The organism is Novosphingobium sp. SG754 (assembly GCF_013149315.1).
GTDB classification, from domain to species: Bacteria; Pseudomonadota; Alphaproteobacteria; order Sphingomonadales; family Sphingomonadaceae; genus Novosphingobium; species Novosphingobium capsulatum.
Genome location: NZ_JABGCC010000001.1, coordinates 316,535 through 343,262 on the forward strand (window position 1 = coordinate 316,535; position 26,728 = coordinate 343,262).

Sequence of the window (26,728 nt, forward strand, 5' to 3'; positions counted from 1 at the left end):
CTGGCAGGGCGGCGGGCGTCGGACTAGCGCGAAGGTGCTCAAGGCCAGTATCGGAAGGGTTGCATGGGTTTCTGGTTTTTTGATGCAGCCACAAAGATATTGAAGCTGTCGGCCGGCATCGCGATGGCTGCGTCCCTAGCTCCATTGTCCGCCAAAGAGAGTCAGGCGCCAGATGCCGATACGCCTGCGGTTCGTTTGGCAAAAGGCGGCACTGCCGATCGTATCGCGATTTTGGGCGAACAAGTCTATCCCCGTGCAGACCTGGCCGCGGGCGACACGCGCTTCGATCCTGCCAGTACGCTTCTCGTCAATGCTCTTGGGGCGAAGTCCGGCATGTTCGGCGCCGCCGCGCGCGATGGTGTAACCTGGGCGAATGCTTACGTTCCCGGCACTGATCGCAGCGGTGTCGTGCAGCTTTATTCCCTTTCGACCACGGGGAACTATGGCGCCTTTTTTGGCGCGCGATCGAGCGACAACCCGAGCGGGCAGGCAGAGAATGTCATCGGCAGTATCGATCTGGTCGTGGCGGACAGCGCGCAGCCGCATCTGCACTGGGCGCATTACTCGGAAGGCTATGTTCCGGCCGGCAAGCGAGGATATCGGTTGCTGATCAATGACGAAAACTCCATTCAAAATGATTCCGATCCGGCGCCTTCTGCCGACCCGTACAACGTCAATCCGCAACATCTTTTGAACAACTTGCGCGTAGACTGTGGAATTGGAATGCAAAGTGCGAACAGTTGCACGAACCCCTTGTCTATTCTAAACAATGGCGCGAGCTATCGTGTCGGCATTCTGTTCGGCGACCGCTCCATCGATGTTGTGAACGGGGCGGCGAATGCGGTTGCGCTGCCGTCGGCTTATGCGCTGTCGTGGTTCGGGCAGGCCGGAAATCCGTCATGGCGCATTTATGCCCAGGCCCGTCGCGCCAATGCCGGGCGAGTGGTCATGACGGATGCGGCGATGACGGTCGCGGTGGGTGATGCCGCAACTCCGGGATTGCAAGTGGCACAGAATTTCGTGGCAACACCGGCCGTGATCGCGTCCGGTGCGCCGCCCGCCATTTCGGGCAATTGCCCCGTTACCGGTCAGCGCGGCGGCAGCACGGCGGGGGTCTTTGCCTTTGCCGCCGATTGCCCGGCGGGGCGCATCACGATCCATATCGCTGCAGCGGCGCCGACCGGTTGGGCCTGCTTTGCCTCCAATCTGGACAAAACTGTAAGCGTTGTCAGGGAAACAGCGTTTGACCAGACAAGCGCAACAATGGATGTATCCAGCGCCGAAAGTACAGATTCAGTAGTTTTTTCCTGTAACGGTTTTTGAAAAACGAACGCTTTTGGGTCGCGAGCAAGACATGGATGTTATAGGAATTTTTGGCGCAAACGGTTTTATCGGGCGCCACCTGACGCGCGCATTGGTGGGCCGTGGGCTGCGCGTCGTCTGTTTCGGGCGCCATTTTCCATTGGATTTTGAAAGCGAGTTTGGCAATCGTGCCGATTTGCGCCTGATCGATTTTCATGACGACATGGATGTTTACCGGAAGCTGATCGGTATTACACATGTGGTGCATCTGATAAATTCGTCAAATGCCGCAGTCGGAAACGAAAAAGTTGTTGCTGATATAAACAGCAATGTAATTCCCCATGTTATTTTTGTGAAGTCTTGCATTCTTTCTGGGGTGAAATCTTTTACGTTTCTGTCGTCTGGCGGAACAGTTTATGGCATTCCGCAAAAAGTGCCGATCGATGAAAGTCACCCCACATTTCCCATAAACTCTTACGGCCTGAACAAGCTGTTCAGCGAGCATTATCTGAGAATGCTCAGCAGAAATAGCGGGATGGGCTATAATATCCTGCGCGTGGCCAATCCATATGGTCCCGGCCAGCTCGGGATTGGTGGGCAGGGTTTGATCGGGACAATCATGCAGCGCTATCTGCAGGGGCAGCCGGTATCCATTTTCGGCAGCGGGTTGCACCAGCGTGACTATCTGTACATCGACGACACCATCGATGCGATCGTGCGTGCCGTCGAGCGCGAGCCTTTAAACGATGTGGTCAATATCGGCAGTGGTGTGGGGGTATCGATCCTGGCGGTAGTGGATGCCGTGGAGGCGGCATTGGGCTGTCAGATTGCCCGAGAGCACGTTCCCGATCGCACGACCGACGCGGCAGACAACATTCTCGATACAAGCCGCGCGGAACGGCTTCTGGGATGGAAAACGGTGACGCCTTTTGCGGACGGTGTGGCCAAAACGGTGGCGTGGAATCTGCGTCACCGCGCGGTTGCGGGCGGCGGAATATAGTTTGGTTTCGGATGCCTTGCCGGATCGCCACGGTTAGCTGTTGCGGTGCTTGCAAGCAGGGAATGGTTTGGGCATTCGCCGCCGATGGCGGAATTGCCCCTTGGCGCTGCGTTTGGGCATGCGATGGAGAATTTTACTCATGCACGACTCCGCATTTCGGATCGGTGAACTGGTTATGCGGACCTATTGCGATCTTGCCCATGCCAAGGTCCTGGAAATAGGTTCTTTGAACGTGAACGGATGTCTGCGTGATGCTGCGGCACCAACGACCATCTATATCGGTCTCGATCTCGAACCTGGTCCCTCGGTCGATATGGTTATAGCCCCCGGTGGCGAGTATCCGGTTGAAAACGACAGTTTCGATCTGGTTATGGCATCATCGGTTTTCGAGCATGATCCCCGTTTCTGGGAAACGTTCTTGCGGATGTGCCGTGCGGCCCGCCCGGGCGGACATATTTATGTGAACGCCCCGTCCAACGGCACGGTTCACCGCTATCCAATGGACTACTGGCGGTTCTATCCCGATGCGGGCCTTGCCCTGGCTGACTATGCCCGCGCATGCGGACTTGAAGTCGATCTGGTCGAAAGCTTCACCGGCCATCGCCATTCCGACGTGTGGAATGATTTTGTCGCGGTTTTCCGCAAAGGGCCGAGTGCCGACCCCCTCAATACTGCATTTGTCTACCAGCGATATCCGTGTTCCAACGTGCGGACATGGCAATCGTCGGCGGTATTCCATGGCAGTGAAGCCACCGAAGACATGGCCATTCTGGCCCGGCTGCGGCAGCAGGTTGACGAGGCGGCGGCGCAGACAGATGCGACCGAGGCCTTGCGCGACCAGATTGCCCAGCTGGAACAGGCCCTGGCGCAGAAGCGCCAACAGGAGCAGGAGCGCAGCGACGAGCTGACGCATCTGGCCGCGGCCATGGCGGGTGCCGATCAGGACCGCGAGCGCCTTGGTTCGGAAAATGCCGACCTGGCCAGCCGGGCAGCGGTGCTGCAAAGCCACCTGGTTCAGCGGCAGGAGGAAGTGGATCAGGCTTGGCTGCGTGTAAGGGAGCTCGAAGCCGAGCGCGAAGCACTGCGCGATCAGGTCGAGCAACTCCACGCGGCCCAGGCCAAGAGCGGCGCAGAACTGATCGAGTCGGAAAAATGGGTTTACGATCTTGCCGGTCAGCGGCGAAAGCTGGAGCAACGGCTCGCGGCGGTCGAGGTCGCACTCGCTGCGGCTGAACGGACCATCGTGGATCTAAAGCGGGACGGCGCTGTTCGCGAACAACAGCTTCGCGATCATCATGAAACCAATCGCGCTCTGGCCGGTGGCGTTGCGCGTCTGAGGGCATTGCGCGGCAGCGCGGAGCAGATTGCGGCCCAGGCCCACGATCTTCATTCGCAATGGCACGCGGAGCAACACCCCCTTACAGGCTTGGCCGCTGTTGTCCGCGATGCGCTGGCACCGGGGAGCGCCCCCGCGAGCAGCACCATGCTGCGCGAGGATGAGCCATTCGTCGGCCAGACCGTTCCGGCGCAACACAAGGCGGCGCTTCATGCCAATATCGAAAAGCTAGTGGCGCGCGTCACCGAACAGCAGCGCGCGCTGTTTGACGAGCAGGCGCGCACTGCCCAGCTCCACGAAACGATTGCCGCATTGCGGGCCGAAGCGCTCGGGTATCATGCCAAGGCATCGACCGCGCTTGAGCAGCTGGAGGTGCTGCGCGCCGAACATGGCCAGCAAGCGCGAAAATTGCGTGCAGTCGAGGAGCGGGCTGCCAAGAAAGATCGCGATCTCATGTGGATGCGTCGCCTCTATCAGCTGATGGATTACGCCGGTAGCGGATGGCGCGGTCTACTGCCGCCAGCATTGCGCCGCCGGGTGTTGAACAGACTGCTAATCGGCAAAAGGCATTTTGATGGTCCGGCGTATCTGGAAAAATACGCGGACGTTGCCGCCTCGGGGATGGATCCTCTGCGCCATTACGTCAATCACGGGATGGCAGAGGGCCGTTTCGTCGATCTCGGCGGGTAGGGTGGTCGCCTTGCGCGACATGAACGCAAGCGGGCCATCGTGGTGATGGCACAGGCGCGATGGGCTGACTCGACCAGACATGTTCGGGTTGTTTCCGGTAAGAGAGAGCAGGTATGCACGTTACGACTTTGGCAATCCCGGACGTGAAGGTGTTCACCGCAAATCGGATCGGTGACGAGCGCGGTTATTTCGCCGAAACATTTAGGTTGGACCTTTTTGTACAGACCTGTGGCGAGCATCTGTTTGTCCAGGACAACGAATCGCTCAGCGCTAGGGCGGGCACGATCCGGGGGCTGCATTTCCAGAGCGAGCCTCATGCCCAGGGCAAACTGGTGCGGTGCACGGCGGGTGCGCTGTTCGACGTGGCGGTCGACATCCGGGTCGGCTCGCCCACGTTTGGGCACTGGGTTGGCGAGACGCTCAGCGCGCAAAATGGACGACAATTGTGGGTTCCCCCCGGCTTTGCCCATGGCTTCTGCTCGCTCGAGCCGGGAACGGTCATCGCCTACAAGGTGACGGCGTATTACAATGCCCAATCTGACAGAGGTCTGGCCTGGGACGATGCAGATATCGGCGTAATGTGGCCGGATATCGCCGATCCCGAGACTTTGTCTTCGAAAGACCAAAATCAGCCCAAGCTGGCCCAATTGCCGGCCTATTTTTCTGCCTGAGGCATTGGTCGATCTTGTGTCGCAAAAATTCTGGAGATTTACTTCATGCGTGTGATTGTAACTGGCGGCGCTGGATTTATCGGTTCCGCCTTGGTCCGTTTCCTCGTCTTGGAAAAAGGCTATGAAGTACTCACCATCGATGCGCTGACTTACGCCGGCTGCGAAGCGTCCTTGCGCGCGGTGGAAGGCCGGGCCAACCACCGCTTTTTGCGGGCCGATATCAGGGATGGCGCGGCCATGGCCGAGGCCATCGGCAGTTTTCGCCCGGATCGCGTGATGCATCTAGCTGCAGAAAGTCATGTCGATCGCTCCATCACCGGCGCGGCTGACTTCATCCAGACCAATATCGTGGGCACATTCGTGCTTCTGGAAGCGGCGCGCGCCTATTGGAACGGCCTTGATGGCGCCGCCAAGGCAGCCTTCCGCTTCCTCCATGTGTCTACCGACGAGGTCTATGGCTCGCTGGGTAACGAAGGACTGTTTACCGAAACCACGCCTTATGATCCGTCCTCGCCCTATTCGGCGTCCAAGGCGGCTTCCGACCACCTTGCCAAGGCCTGGGAGCGGACTTACGGGATGCCCATCGTGGTCTCAAACTGTTCGAACAACTACGGCCCGTATCACTTCCCGGAAAAACTCATCCCGCTTACGATCCTCAATGCGCTAGATGGCCGTTCGCTGCCCGTTTATGGCAAGGGCGAAAACGTGCGCGACTGGTTGTTCGTCGATGATCATGCCCGCGCGCTCGACATGATCATCGCCCATGGGCGGATTGGCGAAACCTATAACGTCGGCGGCCGGAACGAGCGCCGCAACATCGACGTGGTGCGGCGCATCTGCACGGTGCTCGATGCTCTGGTCCCCGCAGCGACCCCGCGCGAAGAGCTGATCGATTTCGTCACCGATCGCCCCGGCCACGATGCGCGCTATGCCATCGACGCCACCAAGCTGGAAAACGAATTGGGCTGGCGTGCCCAGGAAAATTTTGACAGCGGGATCGAAAAGACGGTTCGGTGGTATCTCGACAACGAATGGTGGTGGCGCCCGCTGCGCGACCGCTACGACGGCGCGCGTTTGGGGCTCGACGCAGCAAAATCCGGGATGATCGCGTGAAGATTGCCGTTACTGGCCGCTATGGGCAGGTCGCATCGAGCTTGATCGAGCGCGGTGCCTTGGCCGGCCACGATATCGTGCCTCTCGCTCGGCCGGAAATCGACTTGGCACGGCCTGACACGGTCGGCGATGCCCTGGCGGCCGTGGCGCCCGATGTGATCGTGTCCGCCGCCGCCTATACCGCCGTCGACAAGGCCGAGGCCGAGCCTCAACTTGCGGAAGCGATAAATGTGCTCGGCCCCGCGGCAGTGGCAGCGGCCGCCAGCCGGCTGAATGTGCCCGTCATTCACCTTTCCACGGACTATGTGTTTGATGGCGCGCTCGATCGCCCTTACCGCGAATGCGACGCAACTGGTCCCATTGGTGTCTATGGCGCGTCCAAGCTGGCGGGTGAGCAGGCGGTGGCCGAAAACTGCCCGAACAATGCGGCCATTTTGCGCGTGGCTTGGGTCTATAGTCCGTTCGGGGGCAATTTCGTGAAGACCATGCTGCGGTTAGGCGCCGAACGCGAAGAAATCGCGGTGGTGGCAGACCAGATCGGCAATCCCACCAGCGCGCTCGACATTGCCGATGGCATTCTGACTGTCGCGGGCAATATGGTTGGCAGCCGGGATGCCGAGCTGCGCGGCATTTTTCACATGACGGCGGCGGGGGAAGCCAGCTGGGCAATGTTGGCCGAAGCGATTTTCGCAGCCTCTGCTGCGCTGCAAGGTCCGTCGGCACGCGTGCGGCCCATTCAAGGAATTGATTACCCGACGCCAGCTGCCCGGCCCATGAACTCCCGCCTCGACAGCACGCTCATTGCAAACGTGCATGGCGTGACGCTGCCTGAATGGCATGGTGCACTGGAGCGGGTCGTCCAACGCTTGCTTGCTGCATAAAGCCGACTGGTGATTGATTACAAAAGGAACGTATAAGATGAAGGGTATCATTCTGGCGGGTGGAAGTGGAACCCGACTATATCCGATGACACTTGCTACGTCAAAGCAGTTGATGGCTGTCTATGACAAGCCGATGATCTATTATCCCCTCAGCACGTTGATGCTTGCGGGTATCCGGGATGTGCTGATTATTTCAACGCCCCGCGATCTTCCCGCGTTTCGTTCTCTTTTGGGCGATGGCGCGCAATGGGGCATGCGGCTGGAATATGCCGAACAACCCAGTCCCGATGGCTTGGCGCAGGCTTATGTGATCGGTGCGGATTTCGTCGGCAATCAGCCTTCGGCCTTGATTCTTGGCGATAACATCTTTTACGGGCATGGCCTGCCTGATCTGCTGCGCAGCGCCAAGGCGCGAACATCGGGCGCCAGCGTCTTTGCCTATCACGTATCCGATCCGGAACGGTATGGCGTCGTCGCATTCGACAATGACATGAAAGCGATTGCGATCGAGGAAAAGCCCGCGCAGCCCCAGTCCAACTGGGCGGTTACCGGGCTGTATTTCTACGATGCGCAAGTCGTCGATATTGCCGCCGATCTCAAGCCTTCCGTGCGGGGCGAACTGGAAATCACCGACGTGAACCGGGTCTATCTCGAACGTGGCGAACTGTCCGTCGAGATCATGGGGCGCGGTTATGCCTGGCTCGATACCGGTACACCCGACAGCTTGCTGGACGCGGCAGAATATGTGCGGATCCTGGAAAAGCGGCAAGGTTTCAAGATCGCCAGTCCCGAGGAAATTGCGTTCCGCAATGGTTTTATCGACGAAACTGGCTTGCAACGCGCTATCGATAAACTGGGCAAATCGGATTATGGGCGCTACTTGAGGACCGTTCTGTCAGGGGACCTGAACCGGTGACAACGGGGGGCTGATCGTCCTCGGACACGAAGTGCCGACGGGCGGCATGACCTATTTTGCGGAACTATTTCATGAAGCTCCAATCCTCGCTTCTTTTGAGCACGACGCTACTGCTGGGAGCGTGCGCCACTCTGCCGTCCAGCGGCCCGACCGGTAGCCAGGTGACCAAGGCGGTGGCCAGCGACCAGCAAATGGACCTCTCGCTGGTGGAAGTGGATAGCCCTGCCCAGATTCCGCCGCAGGCCACGGACGTCGGGATGCGATTGATGGACCGGCCGCCGCCGCCCACCGACATGGTCGGCCCCGGCGATGTGCTGAACGTGGCGATTTACGAGGCTGGTGTCACCCTGTTTTCGAATTCGACCGGTCTTTCAGGGGCTTCGGCCAGCGCCGGCATCGATACCGGCGCACGCGCGCAGAATCTGCCTGAAATGCGGGTGGACGATAATGGCGACATCACGATCCCGTATGCGGGCAAGCTGCGGGTGCTCGGCGAAACGCCGGTCGAAATAGAGCGGCAGATTCGCCTGGCATTGCGCGGATATTCGCAGAACCCCCAGGTTCTGGTGACGCGCCGGTCGGTCATCACAAATTCCGTCATTGTTGGTGGCGAGGTTGCAAGGCCTGGCCGCCTGGTGCTCGACACCAACCGTGAAACGCTGTCTGATGTGGTGGCCCTCGCGGGCGGTTATCGCGGCAAGGCGAGCGATCTGATCGTACGTGTCAAACGGCGCGATGAAAGTGCGGATTACCGCCTGAGCACGCTGCTCGACAATCCGTCCCTGGATGTGCGCGCCTATCCCGGCGATCGTTATACGCTGATCTATGATCCGATGTCGTTCTCGGTGCTGGGCGCCGCAGGCAGAATGGACCAGATTCCCTTCGTCAGCGGAACCTTGACCTTGGCACAGGCGATTTCGGCGGCCGGCGGCCCCAATCCAAACCTGGGCGATCCGGCGGCAGTGTTTGTATTCCGCTATGTCGATGATCCCGCCAATCCGGGCCTGCGCAAGCCGGTGGTCTATCACATCAACATGATGCGGACCGGCAGCTATTTCCTGGCGCAGAACTTCCGGATGCAGAACAAGGATGTGCTCTACTTCGGCAATGCGCGCGCGAACCAGCCGAGCAAGGTGATCCAGTTGATCAGCCAGTTGTTCTCGCCGGTGGTGGCGGTGACCAGCGCGGTTTCTGTCGCCAAGAACTGACCTGCGGGCATCCCCGGCCACGCTTTGGCCGGGGATGCTTCCATCAAGACTGCTTCACTACCGCGTCGATGGCCAGCAGCCGCTTCCACAGCTCTTCGAAATCGGCGAGGGGCAGGGCGTTGGGGCCGTCTGACAGGGCCTTGTCCGGATCGGGGTGGGTTTCCATGAACACGCCCGCGACGCCGGCGGCCACGGCGGCGCGGGCGAGCAGGGGGACGAATTCGCGCTGGCCGCCCGAGCGCTCGCCCAGGCCGCCGGGCTGCTGGACCGAGTGGGTGGCATCGAACACCACCGGGCAGCCGGTATCGGCCATGATCGCCAGGCCGCGCATGTCGGACACCAGGGTGTTGTAACCGAACGAGGTGCCGCGTTCGCACAGCAGGAAAGCGTCGGGATCGTGCCCGGCGGCGCTGGCGGCGTTGCGGGCCTTGTTGACCACCTGCTGCATGTCGGCCGGCGCCATGAACTGGGCCTTCTTGATGTTGACCGGCTTGCCGCTGGCGGCGACCGCGGCGATGAAATCGGTCTGCCGCGCGAGGAAGGCGGGCGTCTGCAAGACGTCGACCACGCTGGCGACCGGCGCCACCTGCGCCGCCTCGTGCACGTCGGTGATCACGGGAAGGCCGGTCTGCGCGCGGACCTTTTCCAGGATGCGCAATCCTTCGTCGATGCCGAGACCCCGGAACGATTTGTCGGAACTGCGGTTTGCTTTGTCGAAAGAGGCCTTGAAAATGAGCAGCAGCCCAAGCCTGTCCGCCACCCCGGCAAGCGTTTCGGCGATGGAAAGCGTCATTTCCTCGCTTTCGATGACGCAGGGTCCCGCAAATGCGAATAGGGAAGAATGCGGTCGAATCGTATGGCCACAAAGGTGCATATGGGAGAGCTCGCCTGCCGAAAAATTGTGTAATTCACTGCCGGATCGGATGCAGTTTACACGGCCCGAACACAATAGTGATTTCACAACCCTTGGCGGGTATTGAAAATTCTGGCAACAGGTGGGTGATGATATGGCAGCCAATTCCCCCTGCGCACACCGCCATAGCGTGCACGCGAGACCTGCTTTGAACGAGATGCCCAACAAGATGATCGACGTGCGCTATGCCGCATCTGCGTTGAAGACGATCGACATCGAACTGGATGCGCTGGAGACCTTGCGCGATGCCCTGCGCGCACCGCAACTGCGCGAGGCGGTGGAGCAGGCGATCACGGCCCTGGCCACCACCCGTGGCCGCGTCGTCGTGACCGGCATGGGCAAGAGCGGGCATATCGCGCGCAAGATCGCCGCGACCATGCGCTCTACCGGCACGTCAGCCGTCTATCTCCACCCGGGCGAGGCGAGCCATGGTGACCTGGGCATGATCACGCCCGAGGATGTCGTGCTGGCCATCACCTGGTCGGGCGAGACCAGCGAACTCAACGACATTCTTCACTACTGCAACCAGTATGGCGTCACGCTCATCGTGGCGACTTCTTTCCCCGACAGCACTGCGGGCCGGGCCGCCGATATCTGCCTGTCGATGCCCCCGGTGCGCGAGGCATGCCCCAACGAACTGGCGCCGACCTCGTCCACCACCACGCAACTCGTGCTGGGCGATGCGCTGGCTGTCGCGCTGATCGAGGCGCGCGGCTTCACGCCTACCGATTTCCGCGTGTTTCACCCCGGTGGCAAGCTGGGTGCGCAACTGTGCGTGATGAGCGACATCATGGGCACGGGAGAGGCGGTGCCGCGCGTGACCAGCGACGAATCGCTGAGCAACGCCACGCTGGAGATGAGCCGCAAGCGCTATGGCTGCACCGCGGTGGTCGATGGCACCGGCCGGCTGATCGGCGCGTTTACCGATGGCGACCTGCGCCGCTGCATCGCGGCCTATGACCTCAGCGACCAAATCGGCCTGCACATGTCGCCCAATCCGCTGCGGGTGGCGCCCGATACCCTGGCATCGGATGCGCTGCGCCTGCTTAACGACAATGCCGTGTCGGTGCTGTTTGTCGTCGAAGGCGAAATCTTGGTGGGCATTGTCCACATGCACGATATCGTCAGGGCCGGCGCCGCCTGATAAGCGGCAGGCATGCCCTCGCCTTCTTCTGCCCTGATCGTCGTGCCGGCGCGCCATGGTTCCACGCGTTTGCCGGGCAAGCCGTTGCTGACCATCGCTGGCCGCACGCTGCTCGAACGCGTGCACGCCGTGGCCAGGGCTGCGGCAGAACTGGCGGGGAATTGCGCGGTGGTGGTTGCCACCGATGACGCGCGCATCGCGGCGCATGCCCAGGCGATCGGCGCGGCCGTGACGATGACCGACAGCGCGCTCGATTCGGGTTCTTCTCGCGCCTATGCCGCCGCCGCCGCCTGGCCCGATCGGCCAGACCTGGTCATCAACCTGCAGGGCGATGCGCCGTTCGTGCCGCCAGCAGTGGTGGCCGGGCTGATCGCCACATTGCGGGGCGGCGAAGCAGACGTGGCGACGCCGGTCTATCGGCTCGATTGGCCACGGCTGGACCGCTTGCGCGCCCACAAGCAGACCGCCCCGTTCAGCGGTACGACCTGCATCCGCGACGCGCAGGGCCGCGCCTTGTGGTTTTCCAAGACCATTCTGCCGGCCATGCGCGACGAGGCCAAGCTGCGCGCCAGCGAGCCGCTGTCGCCGGTTTGGCAGCATCTCGGGCTCTATGGTTATCGCCTGGCGGCGCTGGAATGGTTTGCCCAGGCGCCGCAAAGCCCGACCGAACGCCTGGAGGGCCTGGAACAATTGCGCTTTCTGGAAGCGGGACGGACGATTGCGACGATCGCGGTCGATCCGCCGCTTCATGCCATGTCGGGCATCGATACGCCGGCCGATCTGGCCTTGGCCGAGGCGGCGATCGCCCGGCTGGGCGATCCCTATCCGCTGTGACCATGGGCAGCGACCTGCGCGGGGCGGGGGCCCGTTTCGTAATCGTGCGACATGGCAACACCTTTGCCACTGGCGAAGCGCCGCGCCGCATCGGCGCGCGCACCGACCTGCCGCTGACCCCCGCTGGCGAGGAACAGGGCGCGGCGCTCGGCCGCCACTTCGCCGCGCAAGGCTGGCACTTTGCCCGCGCGCTGGTTTCCCCCCTGGCGCGCACCCGCGCCACGGCGGCGGCGATCCTGGCCTGTCAGCCCAATGCGCCAGCCCTGGTGCCCGAACCGTGCGATTGGCTGCGCGAGATTGACCATGGCCCGGATGAGAATCAGGGCGAGGACGCCGTGATCGCGCGCATCGGCGCCGAGGCCCTGGCCGCCTGGGACGCGCATGGCGTGGCGCCGCGCGATTGGCAGGTCGATGCGGAAAGCCGCCTGGCCGCCTGGCACGCGTTCCTGGCCACGGCCACCGGCCCGGCACTGCTGGTAACCAGCAATGGCGCGGCGCGGTTTGCGCTGCTGGCGATCGGCGCGGTGGCTGATCGCCCGCTCAAGCTGGCGACGGGCGCCTATGGCGTGATCTGCCGCGATGCCGACGGCACGCTGCGGGTGGAAAGCTGGAACGTTCGGCCATGAGCGCAGCGCCCCTGTTGCGTGCGCCGCCCTTTCCCTGGGCAGACGCTGGCGTAAGCGGCGAGAGCGTCTCGTCGCCCTCGGCTGCGGCCATAGAGGAAGCGCGCGCCTTGTTTGCCGATATCCGGGCCGCGCGGGTGGGGGGCTGCTTCTGGGGCGTGCCGGTTGCAGCGCTGGGGCCGTGGCCCGTGGTCTTGCGCCCGCGCGATCGGGCAGAGATGGCGGCGCTGGCCGGCCGCGCGCCGGATCAGGCGTTGTGGCTTGTGGCCGATGAGGCCGCCACGCTCGATCCCTGGTCCGTGCTCGATCGGGCCGCGCGGCTGGTGGCGCATGGCGACGATGAATGGATCGCGCTGGCGCGGTGTGCCGGCGTGGCGGTGGACGTGCTTTCGCCTGGCTGCTTTGGCGCGCCGGGCGATGGAGACGCGGCGCTGGACCATCGGGCGGCGCTGGCCCTCGCCAGCATGCGCTATCGCGATCCGTTCACCGGCGGGGAAGCCGGGCTGGCCGCAACCATCGACGTTCTGGCCACCTGGCGCGCGGCGCTCGACGGCAATCGCGGCATTGCCGTGGCGAGCGGCATGGCCTGGTGGAAGCGCGCAGAGATTCGCCGCTTCCTGTGGCATCCGGCGCGGCGTCTGCGCTTCTTCCGCAATCCAGGTCTTGCCCTGGCCCGGGCGCAGCGGGCCCAGGGCGCCGTGGCGATCTGGCCCTCGCGCGTTTCGCCGCAGTTGATCGCGCGGGCGCGGCAGCGCGGCGTGCCGCTGGTGCGGGTGGAGGACGGCTTCGTCCGCTCGGTGGGATTGGGGGTAGACCTGGTGCCGCCTTCGTCGGTGGTGGTCGACGCGCAGGGTATTCATTTCGATCCGGCGGCGCCCAGCGACCTCGAAACGCTGCTGGCCACGGCCGCTTTTCCCCAGCGCCTGCTCGATCGCGCGCGCGCCCTGCGCGCCACGATCGTGGCCGCCGGGATCAGCAAGTATGCCGCCGATACCGCCGCCAGCGTGCCGGCCCGGGCCGCGCCAGGCCGCCGCCTGGTGCTGGTGCCGGGGCAGGTGGAAGACGATATGTCGGTCAAGGCTGGCGGGCATGGTCTTGCCTCCAATCTCGAACTGGTGCGGCGCGCGCGCCAGGCAGAACCCGACGCCGAAATCTGGTTTCGGCCCCATCCCGATGTCGATGCCGGGCATCGCCGCGGCGCCGTGCCCGATGCGGCGATCCTGGCCCATGCGGATCGCGTGGTGCGGGGTGGGGGCATGGCGCCCTTGCTCGATGCGGTCGATGCCGTGCATGTTCTCACCTCGCTGGCCGGGTTCGAGGCGCTGATGCGCGGGCGCGCGGTGGTGTGCCATGGCACGCCGTTCTATGCCGGCTGGGGGCTGACGCGCGATCTGGCGCCGGTGCCCGATCGGCGCGGGCGGGCGCTGTCGCTCGATGCGCTGGTGGCGGGCGTGCTGATTCTCTATCCACGCTATCTCGATCCGGTGACCGGCCTGCCATGCCCGCCCGAGGTTCTGGTCGATCGTATGGCCAGCGCCCGCGCCACCAACCGCCTGCGCTGGATCGCCCCCTTGCGCCGCATCCAGGGGCGGATCATGGCGGCCCTACGATGACCCAGATGATCCTCGATGTTTCCCGGCTGATTTCCCGGATGCACTATTCGACGCCTTCGGGGGTGGATCGGGTGGAAATGGCCTATGTGCGCGGCCTGCTGGCGCGCTTTGGCGATGGGCTCGACTTTGCCGCGGTCCATCCCACCGGGCTCTATGGCCGCCTTCGCCGCGATGCGATCCTGCCCTATTTCGACGAGTTGGAACGCCGCTGGTCGCGCGAGGAAAACAGCCCCGAACGGCGCTCGGTCATATCGAACCTGCCCTTGCTGTTCCAGTTGCTGCCACGGCGGGCGCGGGGCAGGGGCCGGCGCGCGGTCTATATCCAGGTTTCCCCGCACCACCTGGCCAAGACCGGCAAGATCCGCCGCATCCTGGCGCAGGAAAACGCGCATTTCGCCTGCCTGGTGCACGATCTCATTCCCATGGAATTTCCCGAATATGCCCGGCCCGATGGCGCCGCGCTGCACCAGCGTCGGATCGAGACCGTAACCAGCCTGGCTGATCTGGTGATCGTCAATTCAGCGGCGACCGGGCGCGCGATGCAGCCGTGGATCGCGCGCTCGGGCCGGTCGATCGCGATGGCGGTGGCGCTGCTCGGCACCGTGCCGATGGCGCCGGCAGCCCCATGGGCGGGCGATGGCCGCCCCTATTTCGTCTGCCTGGGCACGATCGAGCCGCGCAAGAACCACCTGCTGCTGCTGCATGTCTGGCGGCATCTGGCCGAAACCTTGCCAGCGGGCCGCGTGCCCAAGCTGGTGATCATCGGCCGGCGCGGCTGGGAGAACGAGCAGGTGGTCGATCTGCTGGAGCGGTGCCCCGCGCTCAAGGGCCATGTCGAGGAATGGAGCGGCTGTCCCGATCGCCAGCTATCGGCGGTGCTGCGTGGCGCCAAGGGGCTGCTGATGCCTTCATTTGCCGAAGGCTATGGCATGCCGGTGGCCGAGGCACTGGCTGTAGGCACGCCCGCGCTGTGCAGCGATATCGCCGCCTTGCGCGAGGTGGGCGGCCCCGTGGCGGATTATCTCGATCCGTTGGACGGGCCGGCCTGGACCCGTGCCATCGTGGATTTTGCCGAAGATGGGCCGATGCGCCAGGCGCAACTGCGCCGCATCCCTGGCTGGCACAATCCCACCTGGGACGAGCACCTCGATACCGTCGTCGCGGCACTGGCGCGGCTGCCGGGGTGACGCAGGGCTAGTCTGCGCAACGGCAGCGGCGGTCTGATCTCTTGAAAATTCACACGAAGACACGAAGGCACGAAGAAGTGTACTTTCATCCTTCCTTCGTGCCTTGGTGGCTTCGTGTGAAGCTTGAAGCCGGTGCGAGACTTTGCCGCAGTGCGAGGCTTTAAGAAGAAGCGGGACCCCGGATCAAGTCCGGGGTGACGAAGGAAAGAAACGAATACATCTACTTATCGTCACCCCGGACTTGATCCGGGGTCCCGCTCAATGCTGGAAACTCGCCCGGCGCAGCAGACTCAGGCCGGCTCGCTGTCGCGGTTGGCGGCTTGGCGGTTGATTGCGCGGGTGATGTCCTTGACGAAGCGCGAGTGGCGCACCGCCTTGAGGAAGATGTTCTGGATGAGGTTGCCGGTAAAGCGGCAGGGGCGCTTGATCTGGATCAGCAGGATATAGCGATCCTCGTCGGTCTCGTTCCACACCTCGTGGTTGAACATGTCATCGAACAGGAAGGATTGGCCGTCTTCCCAGTGGAGCACGTGCAGTCGCTCGCCCTCTTCGAGGTTCATGCGGCACTTCTCGCGCTCGCGCGGGGCCTTGAGCGCGAGGTGGTAGGTCAGCATGCCCTTGGTCATGCCGAAATGGCGGGGAATGTGGCCGCCTGCCTCCATGACCGAGAAATTGGCGGTGACGAGGCCGGGAATCGCTTCGATCAGGCGGGCGGTGATCGGCGCGCGCGCGGCGTTGGCGGCCATGCGATAGCCATAGCCCTTCAAGAAGAACGTGCGCCAGCGGCGGTCCTTGGCAATGCGGCCATGGTCGAACGACAGATCGCCAAGCGATGGGATGTCCTTGGCGCGAATCGCCAGGGCTTCGTCGCGAATGGCTTCCCAGTGCTGTTCAAGCTGCGCGATCCAGGGGAAGAACGCCTTGTCCTGCACCGCCGCGTCGGGGATCAGCGAGTTGCGCATGATCACCCCATCGATCTTGGGCCGCAGCTCCTTGCCGATCTGATAAAGCGACTTGCCCAGCAGCGGTACTTTCCAGCCGCGGGCATTGACGGTCTGCTGCCATTGCGAAGGTTGGCGATCACCTGCCATCTGCGTCACTTAAGCCCGTGTCACTTCAGCGAGTTGATCCTGGTGGCGAACACCCGATCCCAGAAGATCGCCGAGACGGCATAGTTGCCGTGCCCATCCACGAAGTGGTGGCGCATGTGGTGCCGCTTGAGCGCCATGGCGATGCGGCCGCGCATCGGCCACTGGTGGCAGGCATAGTGCAGCGTGTCATAGACCACGTAGCCGCTGATAAAGCCGAGGAACAGCCAGCTGCCCGCCGGTCCGATCGCCAGCCACGCGGCCAGCCACAACGCGCCCGCCACCGGCAGGCTGGCCGGCAGCGGCATGAGATCGCGCAGCCCGTCGTTGGGATTGTCGTGGTGGTTGCCGTGGATCAGGAACACGAATCGCTGCACCGCCGCGACATTGACATGCCAGTGGAACAGGAAGCGGTGCATGGCATATTCGAACAACGTCCAGCCCAGCAGGCCGGCACCGATCAGACCCAGCGCGTGAAGCGGGCTGGCCGTGCCCCAGGCAACCCAGGCAATGCCGGGCAGAATCATCGCCCAGGCGAGAGCGAACGTGCGCCACGAAATCAGCGTCAGGCGCTCAAGGCCGTCACTGCGAAACAGCCTGATGCGCTGCGGTATGTTTTCGGAAGAAAGCATCTTGATGATGCTGGACATCATCGCCCATGCATTGTCAAGCATTGATGCTGCTAAATGCTACTTCCTTGCGATGACCGGAAGCCGTTACAAAAAGGACATAATACCGGTGGTTAATTACTCCAAATCGGTTTTAATTGTCGGGGCGTCGGGGGGATTGGGCACGGCCATCGCGCAGCGTCTTGCCGGGCCCGATACCCTGCTTGTGCTGTGGGGCAGAGACCTTGCGCGCCTGCAAAATACCGCAACATTGTGCAGTGCAGCAGGAGCCGTGACGCAGACGCGTTCGCTGGACCTGCGCGATATTGCCGCCGGCCTGGCCGCGATCGCGGCAGACGATGCGGCCACGCCGTTCGACATGGTGGTCTTTGCCCAAGGGCGCGGTGACATTCGCGCCGCTGATGACCGTGTGGAGCAACCTGGCCTGGTAGCAGAGCTGGCCTTGGTTAATTTCACCGGCCCGGCCACGCTGGCTGCCGCGATGGGCCAGGCCATGGCAGCACGGGGCAAGGGGCGCATCGTCCTGATCGGTTCGGCCGCCGGGTTTCATTCCTTGCCCTTTGCCACGGCCTATGCCGGAACCAAGGCAGGCCTGGCGCGGTTTGCCGATGCACTGCGCCTGGCGCTGCGCGGCCATGGGGTAAGCGTCACGCTGGTATCACCGGGTTTCATCGATACGGCGGCCGGGCGCCAGGTGCCCGGTCCCAAGCCGATGCTGATGGCGCCCGACGTGGTTGCCGATCGCATCGTGCGCGCGGCCGAGCAGGGGCGCGCGCACCTCGTGCTGCCCTGGCCCTTCGTGGTGCTGCGCTGGTTGGATCGGCTGTTGCCACGCGCCTGGCGCGACCGGTTGCTGCTGTCGCTCGCGCCGCCGGCTTGAGTGCAAGGTGCGCTAGCGCGCGGGTTCGAGCATCATGTCGAGGATGGTGTGGTGCAGGCCGGCAGGCGTCAGGTCTGCCGCAGTGTCATCGCCGCGCATCGGCTGCCCTGCATCGTCGAACCGCATGATGACAAAGGGCGTGTGGCGCTTGCCCGCCGGCGTGGTGGCGCCGGGAATGCTGGGGCAGTGATCGCCGAAGAACACCAGCGCCGCCGGCTTTCCGCGTTGCCTTGCCAGTGCGGCAAGGCCATCGGCCAGGCGCGCCAGCATGGCATCGCTGTTGCGGACCAGGCGCATATAACCCGGCACCAGTTCTTCCTGGCCATCGCCTGCCCAGGGGCCGTGATTCTCGATCGTCACGGCATAGAGCAGCGTCGGCGCGCTGGCGGCCTGCAACGTGTCGAGGATCACGTCGGTCATTGCGGCATCGGTCACATAGCGGCCCTGATCCGGCGCGGGCGGGGCGAAGTGCGTCTCTCCCACCAGGCGGGCAAAGCCGCCTGCGGGCATGATGCGGTCGCGCCCGTAAAAGCGCATGTCGTGCGGGTGCAGAAACGCGCTGTCCCACCCGGCCGGGTGCAGCCGGGCCGGCAAGGCCCACGATCCTTCGCCCTGTGCGGTGAGGAATGGATCGAAGCGGCGAAAGCCCAGTTCGGCCTCTTCCCGCCCGAACAGCACGCCATATTCGGTGCGCATGGTATAGGCGCCAAAGCCGCTGACATGCAGGCGGCCGTGCTGCCAGGCCAGGCCGCGCGCCGCGTCGAGCCCGGGCAGCGCCAGCGCCGCATCATCGAACAGATCGGCCGGATCGGCAAAGCTTTCGCACTGGATCACCACCACCAGTTCGGGCGCATCGTCGCGCGCCGGGCGGCCTGACGCGGGGCAGGGCGGCGGGTCGCGCGTGTCGCGCCAGCGCCGCCAATAGAGCAGCAGCACCGGCACCAGGCCATGGCGGGCCACATCGCCATGCGGGTCGGGGGTGGCGGCGATGGCCCGGAACGCTGGGCTGCCCTGCAGGATAGCGAGCATGGCGGCCGCGCCCAGGGCAAGGGCCAGGCCGGCAAGATGCATCACCCCGTCGGCCCGGAACAGCAGGCAGAGCAGGGCGACCAGTGCGAGCGCGACCAGGCTGGCCACCGCGCGCTGCCACGGCGCCACGGCCGAGAGATAGAACTGCGGATGGCGAAACACCGCACCGATCAGGGCAAAATCGGAAAACAGCAGCGGTTCACCCAGCATGGTGTTCTTGGCGTTGGAGGCAACGGTGAACAGGGCGCCCAGCCCAAGGCTGAGCGCGCAGGCCACCAGGGGATTGCCGCAAAGCGCCAGGATCGCCCCGAACACGCCAAGCAGCACGCCGGCATTGATCGCCAGCCCGGGCACGCTGCGCAGGCCATGGCGCGGCCGCGGATGGACCAGCGCATCGAGCGCTGCGCCGCCGCAGACCAGCGCCAGCGCTGCGACAACAACTTGAAATATATGACTGTGCAACGTCACGCCTGTTCCATATCCGCGGCGTCACGGACTTACCCGGCTGCGCCGGCGCGGCTCATAGCCGGGGCGGCGCCGGCTGTCATCCACCACGCCGGGACGAATCGATCCGGTGTGGCGGCGGGAACTTGTGGTTGGCCATTCGCGCGGGTAACGCTTCGGGCAGAAGACCGGGGCGGGCGGCGAAGATGGCCGTGCCGCCGCGGCGGTCATCGGCGCGCCGGGTCTTCTCGACGGAGTATCGCTTTCGAATGCAAGAGTTGTCCATTGCGCCCGACACGGTCCGGGCTGCCGATACCACGCCCGATCACGACGGGGCGCCGCGCACGATCCTGTTGCTGCAAGGCCTGATGGGTCCGCTGTTCCACGAACTGGGCAAGGCCTTGCTGCGGGCCGGGCACACCGTGCACAAGATCAACTTCAACGGCGGCGATCGGCTGTTCTGGCGCCTGCCCAACGGCGTGGACTATCGCGATTCGCTGGAGCGCTGGCCGGCATTCTTTGCGCAGTTCCTGGCTGACAAGGGCGTGACCGACGTGGTGCTGTTCGGCGATTGCCGCGATCATCACCGCCCTGCCACCGGCATCTGCAAGGAGCGCGGCGTGCCGGTCCACGTGTTCGAGGAAGGCTATGTCAGGCCCGATTGGGTCACGCTGGAACTGGGCGGGGTGAACGGCAATTCCCGGCTGCCGAGCGACCCAGCGTGGTATCGCGCCACCGCTGCCACGCTGCCGCCGGTGCCGCCCCATGCCCAGGTGCCATCCTCGTTCCGCCGCCGTGCGGCCGAGGGGCTGCTCTACAACTGCGCCGACGTGTTCACGCGGTGGCACTATCCGCACTGGACCAACCATCGCCCGTGGCATCCGCTGGTCGAGGCGATGGGCTGGTGGCGCAAGCTGTCGCGCCGTAAGCTGCGCCAGCGCGAGGCCGATGCCCTGCTGCACCGCCTGGAAACAGCGGGAGAGCGCTATTTCCTGTTTCCGCTGCAACTCGATTCCGATGCGCAGATCCGCCTGCATTCCCCGTTCGCCGGCATTGCCGACGCGCTGCGGCTGATCCTCGAATCCTTTGCCGCCAACGCCCCGGCCGATGTGCGGCTGGTGGTCAAGGAGCATCCGCTCGACAATGGGGTGCGCGATTGGCAGCAGGAGACGGCCGACCTGGCGCGCCTGTTCGGCGTGGCTGACCGGGTCGATTACCTGAGCATGGGCGATATCGTGCCGGTGACCCGCAGGGCGCTGGGCGTGGTCACGATCAACAGCACGAGCGGTACCCTGGCCCTGGCCGAGGGCATCCCCGTCGTGGCGCTGGGCCACGCGGTCTATGACATGCCCGATATCACCTATCAGGACGGGCTCGACGCGTTCTGGACCAACCCGGTGCCGCCCGACGCCACCACGTTTGCCGCGTTTCGCCGCGTGCTGATCGAGCGCTGCCTGATTCCGGGCGGGTTCTTTTCCGCGCCCGCGCTGCAAAAGGTGGTGCGCCACGCCGTGGCCCGGTTGGAGCGTCGACCGATCGCGCCGGAATAAGCCCCGGAACAAGCCGATGCGTTCTGTGCAAGTGACGCATGGGGAAAGCAGGGCGGACTTCCCGCTGTCCTGCCCAAGCTGCACGACGCGGTGATCTGCCCATCGCTTCGCCGCTGTTAACGATCATCATGGCGGTGAAGCGGGCAAAAAAAAGGCCGATCTTGCGACCGGCCTTGGAAAGTTTGGGAGAGGATGCCTGAAAGGCCCGCTCTAGATGGGCCAGATCGCTGGGGCTGACAAATGCGAATAACGGCGTTGCAGTTGCATTTCGCGCAATTATCATATTTATAGACAGTGTTTGCGGGGCTTGGGTTCCGGCAGCAAAGTCGGCTAGAGTGCGCAAGGCGATGGAAGGGAGCGCTTGAGCCATGACCGAAAGCCTGGCCTGGCCCAGCCTGCGGCAGTTGCGCTGCCTGGTTGCCTTGGCCGATTGCGGCAATTTCACCCGGGGCGCGGCGGCGATGGGTGTGTCGCAGCCCTCGTTCTCGCAACAGATCCACCTGCTGGAAGGCTTGCTGGGTGGCGCTGTGGCCGAACGGGGCGGGCGCATGGTGCTGACACCGCTGGGCCGCGAGGCGGTGGCGGCGGCGCGGCGCGTGCTGACCGAGGCCGAAGGCTTTGCCGATCTCGCCCGGCGCCATCGCCAGGGCGAACTGGCCGGCACGCTGCGCCTGGGCGTCTCGCCCACGCTCGGGCCCTATATCCTGCCGCAACTGGTGGCGCGGCTGCACGCCACGCATCCCGATCTCAAGGTGCACGTGCGCGAAGGATTGCCCGATGCCCTGCTCGACCATCTGGGCGATGGGCGCCATGATACCGTGCTGCTGCAACTGCCCGTCACCGACGCGCGCTTTCATATCGAGCGGCTGTTTCGTGAACCGATGTTTCTGGCGATGGCCGCCGACGATCCCATGGCGGCGGTGCGCGTGGTGCGGCCCGAGCATCTCGCCGGGCGCGGTCTCTTGACCATGCAACCCGAATACCGGCTGAGCCAACAGGTGGCAGCCCTGGCCGAACGCTGCGGCGCGCAGGTCTTGCGCGATTACGAGGGCACCAGCCTCGATGCGGTGCGGCAGATGGCCGGAATGGGCATGGGGCTGGCCCTTTTGCCCGAACTCTATGTGCGCCAGGAAATTGCCGAGGGGGGCGACGTGGTGGTGCGTCCCTTTGCCGGCGGGCGGCCCTATCGCGAAATCGGGCTGATCTGGCGCATCGGCGCGGGTCGGTCGGGCGACCTCATGCTCCTCGCCGAGACATTGCGGAGCATTGCCCAGCGATAGGAAAAACCTATCGGATCGATAGGTGACCACCGTATTGGCGGATCACGCGGCGATCGTCATCTTGATGGGCACACCTTTAGCCCGCCAAGGAAAGCCGCCCGTTCATGGACGCCCGCGACCATACCGCCGCCCATTCGCCACACCACCACGGCGACCATCACAGCCACCGGCCAACCATGCGCGACTTGCGCCGCTGGGCCAGCCTGGTCATGGCGCCCGACAAGGCTTTCATCCGCCTGGCGCTGGTATTCGGCGCGGCGATCTCGCTCTTGTCGCTGGCCACGCCGATCTCGGTGCAACTGCTGATCAACGCCGTGGCCAACATCGCACTGCCCGCGCCGCTGTTCACGCTCGCGCTCGTGCTCTTTGCCCTGCTGCTGCTGGCCGGCGCCCTGATGGCGCTACGCGTGGCGGTGATGGCGCGGTTCGAGCAGCGCTTCTTTGCCCGGCTGATGGCGGAGATCACCACGCGGGCGATCCACGCGCAGAACCCGTTCTTCGTCGATGCGCGGCACGGCGATCTGTTCAACCGCTTCTTCGACATGGGCACGGTGCAAAAGGCGCTGACCAGCCTGGTCATCGGCGGCTTTGCCATCGTGCTGCAAAGCCTGGTCGGGCTGGTGGTGACGAGTTTCTATCACCCGTTCTTCCTGGCGTTCAACGTGGTGCTGGTCCTGGTCGTGCTGGTGATCTGGCGCGCCTGGCTGTTGCCCTCGCTCGACAGCGCCGTGGCCAAGAGCCACGCCAAGCATGCCGCCGCGCATTGGCTGGAAAGCCTGGGCGCCTCCAACGGGTTCTATAAATCCGGCCGCCACATCAGCTTTGCGATCGACCGCAGCGAGGCGATGACCGCCACCTATGTGGCCGCGCATCGCCGCCATTTTCGCCACACCTTCAGCCAGACGCTGTGCCTCTTGCTGCTCTATGCCCTGGCCAGCGCCGGGCTGCTCGCGATGGGTGGCTGGCTGATCCTGCAGGGCGAGCTGTCGGTGGGGCAGCTGGTTGCGGCCGAGCTGATCCTGTCGGGCGTGTTCTATGGCATTGCCCAGCTCGGCGGCTATCTTGAAGTGTTCTACGACCTGGCCGCGGGCCTGGAGGAACTCGCCCTGTTCTGGGACGTGCCGCAGGAAGCGCCGCCGGCAGCCGATGCCATCGGCCCGGCCCACGGCGCCATCCGCTTCCAGGGCGTTGTCCTGGGCAATCATCGCCTCGACTTTGCGATCGACAGCGGCGAGCACGTCGGCGTGCTCGCCGCGCCTGGGGTGGAGCGCAGTGTCGCCACCCTGCTCAAGCGGCTGGCCACGCCCGAGCGTGGGCTGGTGCGCGTCGGCGGCGCAGACCTGGGCAGTTTCGACATGGTGCGGCTGCGGGCCGATGTGATCGTGCTCGATCGGCCGACGATCGTGGAAATGACCGTGCGCGATTATCTCCGGCTATCGGGATCGGGCCGGGCAGGATCAGGGCGTGCCGATACGCAGTGGCAGGGCGGGGCGATGCTTGATGCCCTGGCGCTGGTCGGGCTGGAAGAGCGTGTCAGCGCCTTGCCCCAGGGCCTCGATACCATGTTGTCGAGTTCGGGCTGGCCGCTGGCGGTAGGGGAAACCATGCTGCTCAAGCTGGCCGGCGCGATCCTCGCCAGCCCACGCGTGCTGATGCTCTCTCCGCTCTACGACATGCTCGACCCGGCGCGCCTGTCCCGCGTGCTGAACGCCTTGCGCCCGCAAGGCACCACCGTGCTGCACTTTACCGACCGGCCGGGCGGGCCGGCCCACGATGCCTGGCTGCGCCTGGGCGAAACCGCGCAGCAGCGCAGCGCTGATCGCCCCGCTGTTGAACCCGTCGCCCCGCCCACTGCCGGCAAGGAGGATTGAGCCATGGCGAGCCATGCCCAAGACATGACGCGCTTTTCCACGCTGGCCAGCTTGCGCCCGCCCCGCACCGCGGTGGCGGTGGCCTGGATGATCGGCATTGCCATTCCGCTGGTGGTGCTGGGCCTGCTGTTCGTGCCCTGGGTGCAGACTGCGCCCGGCACGGGGCAGATCGTTGCACTCGATCCGGCAGACCGGGTGCAGCAGGTGACTGCGTTGGTGCCCGGCCGGGTGGAGCGCTGGTATGTGACCGACGGGCAAAGCGTAAAGGCGGGTGACCCGATCGCGCGGGTGGTGGACAACGATCCCGGCCTGCTCGAACGCCTGGCGGCCGAGCGCGCGCAGGTGCTGGCGCAGATCAGCGCCAGCGAACAGGCCATGGCCGTGGCGCGCATCGACGTTGGCCGCTCGGCGCAGTTGCTGGCCGATGGCCTGGCCGCGCGGCGCGATTTTGAAAACGCGCAGATCAAGGTGGCCGAACATGGCGCCAAGCTGGCCGAGGCGCGCGCCAAGCTCAGCCGCGTCGACATTGCCCGCACGCGCCAGTCGGCGCAGCTGGTGCGCGCGCCGCGCGATGGGCGCATCCAGTCGCTCAATACGGCGGCCGGTGCCACGCTGGTAAGCGCGGGTGATTGGCTGGCCACGGTGGCGCCGGAAAGCGCGGTGCGCGTGGTGGAACTGATGGTCGATGGCCGCGATGTGGCGCTGGTGCGGCGCGGCCAGCCGGTGCGGCTGCATTTCGAAGGCTGGCCAGCGATCCAGTTCAGCGGCTGGCCCTCGGTGGCGCAGGGCATGTTCGATGGGCGCGTGCGCAGCATCGATCCTTCGGCCCAGGCCAGCGGCCTGTTCCGCGTGCTGGTGGAACCGATGCCGGGCAAGCCGGCCTGGCCCGGCAACCAGTTCACCCGCCTGGGTTCGCGCGTGCGCGGCTGGATCCAGATGGAAACCGTCTCGGTCGGTTATGAACTGTGGCGCCAGCTCAACGATTTCCCGCTGGAATTCCAGCGCCCGGTGGAAACCGGCCCGCGCAAGGGCGCCGGCAAAGGCCTGGCCGACAAGGACGCGGCCAAGAAGGCCAAGCCCGCCAAGGATAGCACCAAGGACGGCGGGGAGGAAGAAAAGTGATCCGCACACTGCTCGCTGTTGCCGCTCTGCTGTGCAGCCAGGCGGCCTGGGCCGGCGAACTCACCCTCGATACCGTGCTGCGCGCCTCGGCCCGGCATCAGCCGCTGGTGCTGGAAGCCATGGCCCGCCAGCGCGCGGCCGATGCCCGCACGCTGGCCGCGCAAGGCCTGTTCGACATGGTCTTCGATGCCGAAGTGCAGGCCCGCCCGCTCGGCTATTACGACAATGCCCTGGCCGAGGCGAAGCTGACCCGGCCGTTCGCCACCAATGGTGGCCAGGTCTATGGCGGCTATCGCGTGTCGAGCGGGCGCTTTGCCGTCTATGACGGCAAGAACGTGACCAATGCTCTAGGCGAAGCGCGCGCCGGCGCCGTGTTTTCCCTGCTGCGCGATCGGCTGGTGGATGAACGCCGCACCAAGCTGGCGCAGGCGCAGGCCGATGCTGAGATCGCCGGGCTGGACCAGGCGATGGTGATGATCGGCGTGCAGCGCCGCGCGGCCGATGCCTATCAGCAGTGGGTGGCGGCCGGTCTGCGCATGCGCACATATCGCGATCTGCTGGCCCTGGCGCGCGAACGCCAGGCCTCGATCGAGCGGCAGGTGACGCTGGGCGCGCGCCCGGCAGTGCTGGCAGTGGAAAACCGCCAGAACATCGTGCGCCGCGAAGCGCTGCTGGTGCGCGCGGAACAGGATCTGGCCGTAGCGGCACAGGCGCTGTCGCTGTTCTGGCGCGATGATCTGGGCCAGCCGGTGGTGGCGCAGCCGGAAGACCTACCCGCGGCCTTTCCCGAAGGCGTCGCGCCGCGCCTGGCGGATACCGCCACGGTCCTGGCTGGGCGGCCCGATCTGCAGATCCTGCTGAACCGGGCGGAGCAGGCGCGGTTGCGCGGTGACCTGGCCGGCAACGATCTGCTCCCCCGGCTCGATCTGCGGGTCGAGGCGGCCAAGGATTTCGGCAGCGGCAGCCCCACGCGCGTGCCGGGCGAGGTGATGTTCGGGGTGCGCCTGTCGATGCCGCTGGAACAGCGCGCCGCGCGCGGCCGCCTGGCCGAGGCACAGGCCGATGCGGATGCCCTCACGCACCGCCTGCGCCTGGCCGAGCAGCAGATCACCGCCGATCTTGCCAGCCTGCGTGTGCAGGTCAGCGGGGCGGAGCGCCTGGCCACGCTGGCCGGCGACGAGGCAGGCCTGGCCCGCCGCATGGCCGAAGCCGAACGCCGCCGCTTTGCCCTGGGCGCGAGCGATTTCCTGCCGGTGAACCTGCGCGAGGAAGCCGCCGCCGACGCACAACTGCGCCAGATCGACGCCCAATACCGCCACGCCGCTGCCCGTGCCGAACTCGCCGCCAGCCTGATGGACAGCGCCAGCCTGGGCTTGGATTGAACGGTTGCTCGGCTTTCCACCG

23 protein-coding genes are annotated in these 26,728 nt (G+C 64.8%); 19 read left to right on the forward strand and 4 right to left on the reverse strand.

The genetic code is table 11. From position 1 onward, the window contains the following. The first annotated feature begins 63 nt into the window (after window positions 1–63). The 8 genes from FHW97_RS01400 (at window position 64) to FHW97_RS01435 (ending at window position 9,117) form a co-directional block, all read left to right on the forward strand. A complete protein-coding gene (locus FHW97_RS01400; RefSeq protein ID WP_171797796.1) occupies window positions 64–1,323 on the forward strand; it encodes a hypothetical protein in 1,260 nt (419 codons plus the stop codon). A 31-nt stretch (window positions 1,324–1,354) separates the two neighbouring features. Beyond that, window positions 1,355–2,302, forward strand: coding sequence for an NAD-dependent epimerase/dehydratase family protein (locus tag FHW97_RS01405; RefSeq protein ID WP_171797797.1), 948 nt, complete (start codon window positions 1,355–1,357; stop codon window positions 2,300–2,302). Window positions 2,303–2,441: 139 nt separating this feature from the next. Beyond that, window positions 2,442–4,328 carry a methyltransferase domain-containing protein gene (locus FHW97_RS01410; RefSeq protein ID WP_171797798.1) on the forward strand — a complete coding sequence of 629 codons (1,887 nt, stop codon included), beginning with the start codon at window positions 2,442–2,444 and terminating at the stop codon, window positions 4,326–4,328. 113 nt (window positions 4,329–4,441) lie between these two features. Beyond that, window positions 4,442–4,999, forward strand: a complete 558-nt coding sequence (gene rfbC / locus FHW97_RS01415) for a dTDP-4-dehydrorhamnose 3,5-epimerase (protein ID WP_171797799.1) — start codon at window positions 4,442–4,444, stop codon at window positions 4,997–4,999. Between the two features lie 45 nt (window positions 5,000–5,044). Beyond that, window positions 5,045–6,112 (forward strand): dTDP-glucose 4,6-dehydratase, encoded by a 1,068-nt coding sequence (gene rfbB, locus FHW97_RS01420; RefSeq protein ID WP_171797800.1) that lies wholly within the window; start codon window positions 5,045–5,047, stop codon window positions 6,110–6,112. Continuing rightward, window positions 6,109–6,993: a dTDP-4-dehydrorhamnose reductase gene (rfbD, locus tag FHW97_RS01425; protein WP_022677166.1), complete on the forward strand. Its 885-nt coding sequence runs from the start codon at window positions 6,109–6,111 to the stop codon at window positions 6,991–6,993. Before rfbB ends, rfbD begins: the two co-directional genes overlap by 4 nt. A gap of 37 nt (window positions 6,994–7,030) precedes the next feature. Next, window positions 7,031–7,909 carry a glucose-1-phosphate thymidylyltransferase RfbA gene (gene rfbA / locus FHW97_RS01430; RefSeq protein WP_169041779.1) on the forward strand — a complete coding sequence of 293 codons (879 nt, stop codon included), beginning with the start codon at window positions 7,031–7,033 and terminating at the stop codon, window positions 7,907–7,909. 71 nt (window positions 7,910–7,980) lie between these two features. Beyond that, window positions 7,981–9,117 carry a polysaccharide biosynthesis/export family protein gene (locus FHW97_RS01435; protein ID WP_171797801.1) on the forward strand — a complete coding sequence of 379 codons (1,137 nt, stop codon included), beginning with the start codon at window positions 7,981–7,983 and terminating at the stop codon, window positions 9,115–9,117. Between the two features lie 43 nt (window positions 9,118–9,160). Here the strand turns inward: FHW97_RS01435 and kdsA are convergent, their stop codons facing one another. Next, window positions 9,161–9,991: a 3-deoxy-8-phosphooctulonate synthase gene (gene kdsA, locus FHW97_RS01440; RefSeq protein ID WP_171798170.1), complete on the reverse strand. Its 831-nt coding sequence runs from the start codon at window positions 9,989–9,991 to the stop codon at window positions 9,161–9,163. A gap of 196 nt (window positions 9,992–10,187) precedes the next feature. On the opposite strand from kdsA, the gene FHW97_RS01445 reads away from it, so the two are divergent. Genes FHW97_RS01445 through FHW97_RS01465 form a run of 5 tightly spaced genes read left to right on the forward strand, consistent with a single transcriptional unit; the run spans window position 10,188 to window position 15,431 of the window. Then, complete coding sequence (locus tag FHW97_RS01445) at window positions 10,188–11,174, forward strand: SIS domain-containing protein (protein ID WP_171798171.1); 987 nt, start codon at window positions 10,188–10,190, stop codon at window positions 11,172–11,174. A 12-nt stretch (window positions 11,175–11,186) separates the two neighbouring features. Continuing rightward, entirely contained in the window at window positions 11,187–12,008 is an 822-nt protein-coding gene (gene kdsB / locus FHW97_RS01450) for a 3-deoxy-manno-octulosonate cytidylyltransferase (protein WP_171797802.1), read from the forward strand. Window positions 12,009–12,010: 2 nt separating this feature from the next. After that, window positions 12,011–12,634, forward strand: a complete 624-nt coding sequence (locus tag FHW97_RS01455; protein WP_171797803.1) for a histidine phosphatase family protein — start codon at window positions 12,011–12,013, stop codon at window positions 12,632–12,634. Next, on the forward strand, window positions 12,631–14,244 hold the full coding sequence (locus tag FHW97_RS01460; RefSeq protein WP_171797804.1) for a beta-3-deoxy-D-manno-oct-2-ulosonic acid transferase: 1,614 nt from the start codon (window positions 12,631–12,633) through the stop codon (window positions 14,242–14,244). The genes FHW97_RS01455 and FHW97_RS01460 overlap by 4 nt, the downstream gene beginning before the upstream one ends. Further along, window positions 14,241–15,431 carry a glycosyltransferase family 1 protein gene (locus FHW97_RS01465; RefSeq protein ID WP_171797805.1) on the forward strand — a complete coding sequence of 397 codons (1,191 nt, stop codon included), beginning with the start codon at window positions 14,241–14,243 and terminating at the stop codon, window positions 15,429–15,431. The genes FHW97_RS01460 and FHW97_RS01465 overlap by 4 nt, the downstream gene beginning before the upstream one ends. A gap of 290 nt (window positions 15,432–15,721) precedes the next feature. Here FHW97_RS01465 and FHW97_RS01470 read toward each other — a convergent pair whose 3' ends face one another. Both FHW97_RS01470 and FHW97_RS01475 read right to left on the reverse strand, forming a co-directional pair. After that, window positions 15,722–16,522, reverse strand: a complete 801-nt coding sequence (locus FHW97_RS01470; protein WP_171798172.1) for an aspartyl/asparaginyl beta-hydroxylase domain-containing protein — start codon at window positions 16,520–16,522, stop codon at window positions 15,722–15,724. A 20-nt stretch (window positions 16,523–16,542) separates the two neighbouring features. After that, window positions 16,543–17,151: a sterol desaturase family protein gene (locus FHW97_RS01475; protein WP_171797806.1), complete on the reverse strand. Its 609-nt coding sequence runs from the start codon at window positions 17,149–17,151 to the stop codon at window positions 16,543–16,545. 70 nt (window positions 17,152–17,221) lie between these two features. Between FHW97_RS01475 and FHW97_RS01480 the strand changes: the two genes are divergently transcribed. Continuing rightward, a complete protein-coding gene (locus FHW97_RS01480) occupies window positions 17,222–18,028 on the forward strand; it encodes an SDR family oxidoreductase (protein ID WP_171797807.1) in 807 nt (268 codons plus the stop codon). A gap of 12 nt (window positions 18,029–18,040) precedes the next feature. Here the strand turns inward: FHW97_RS01480 and FHW97_RS01485 are convergent, their stop codons facing one another. After that, a complete protein-coding gene (locus FHW97_RS01485; protein WP_370525292.1) occupies window positions 18,041–19,525 on the reverse strand; it encodes an LTA synthase family protein in 1,485 nt (494 codons plus the stop codon). 245 nt (window positions 19,526–19,770) lie between these two features. Between FHW97_RS01485 and FHW97_RS01490 the strand changes: the two genes are divergently transcribed. The 5 genes from FHW97_RS01490 to FHW97_RS01510 all read left to right on the forward strand — a co-directional run bounded on the left by FHW97_RS01490 (window position 19,771) and on the right by FHW97_RS01510 (window position 26,706). Then, window positions 19,771–21,051 (forward strand): capsular biosynthesis protein, encoded by a 1,281-nt coding sequence (locus FHW97_RS01490; RefSeq protein WP_171797808.1) that lies wholly within the window; start codon window positions 19,771–19,773, stop codon window positions 21,049–21,051. Between the two features lie 368 nt (window positions 21,052–21,419). Continuing rightward, the gene (locus FHW97_RS01495; protein ID WP_168352689.1) at window positions 21,420–22,331 is read left to right on the forward strand and encodes a hydrogen peroxide-inducible genes activator; all 912 of its coding nucleotides are present in this window, start codon (window positions 21,420–21,422) and stop codon (window positions 22,329–22,331) included. Between the two features lie 176 nt (window positions 22,332–22,507). Further along, window positions 22,508–24,202, forward strand: a complete 1,695-nt coding sequence (locus FHW97_RS01500; RefSeq protein ID WP_171798174.1) for an ABC transporter ATP-binding protein — start codon at window positions 22,508–22,510, stop codon at window positions 24,200–24,202. A gap of 3 nt (window positions 24,203–24,205) precedes the next feature. Further along, a complete protein-coding gene (locus FHW97_RS01505; protein ID WP_216647598.1) occupies window positions 24,206–25,324 on the forward strand; it encodes an efflux RND transporter periplasmic adaptor subunit in 1,119 nt (372 codons plus the stop codon). Then, a complete protein-coding gene (locus FHW97_RS01510; protein ID WP_054130733.1) occupies window positions 25,321–26,706 on the forward strand; it encodes a TolC family protein in 1,386 nt (461 codons plus the stop codon). The genes FHW97_RS01505 and FHW97_RS01510 overlap by 4 nt, the downstream gene beginning before the upstream one ends. The last annotated feature ends 22 nt before the right edge of the window (window positions 26,707–26,728 follow it).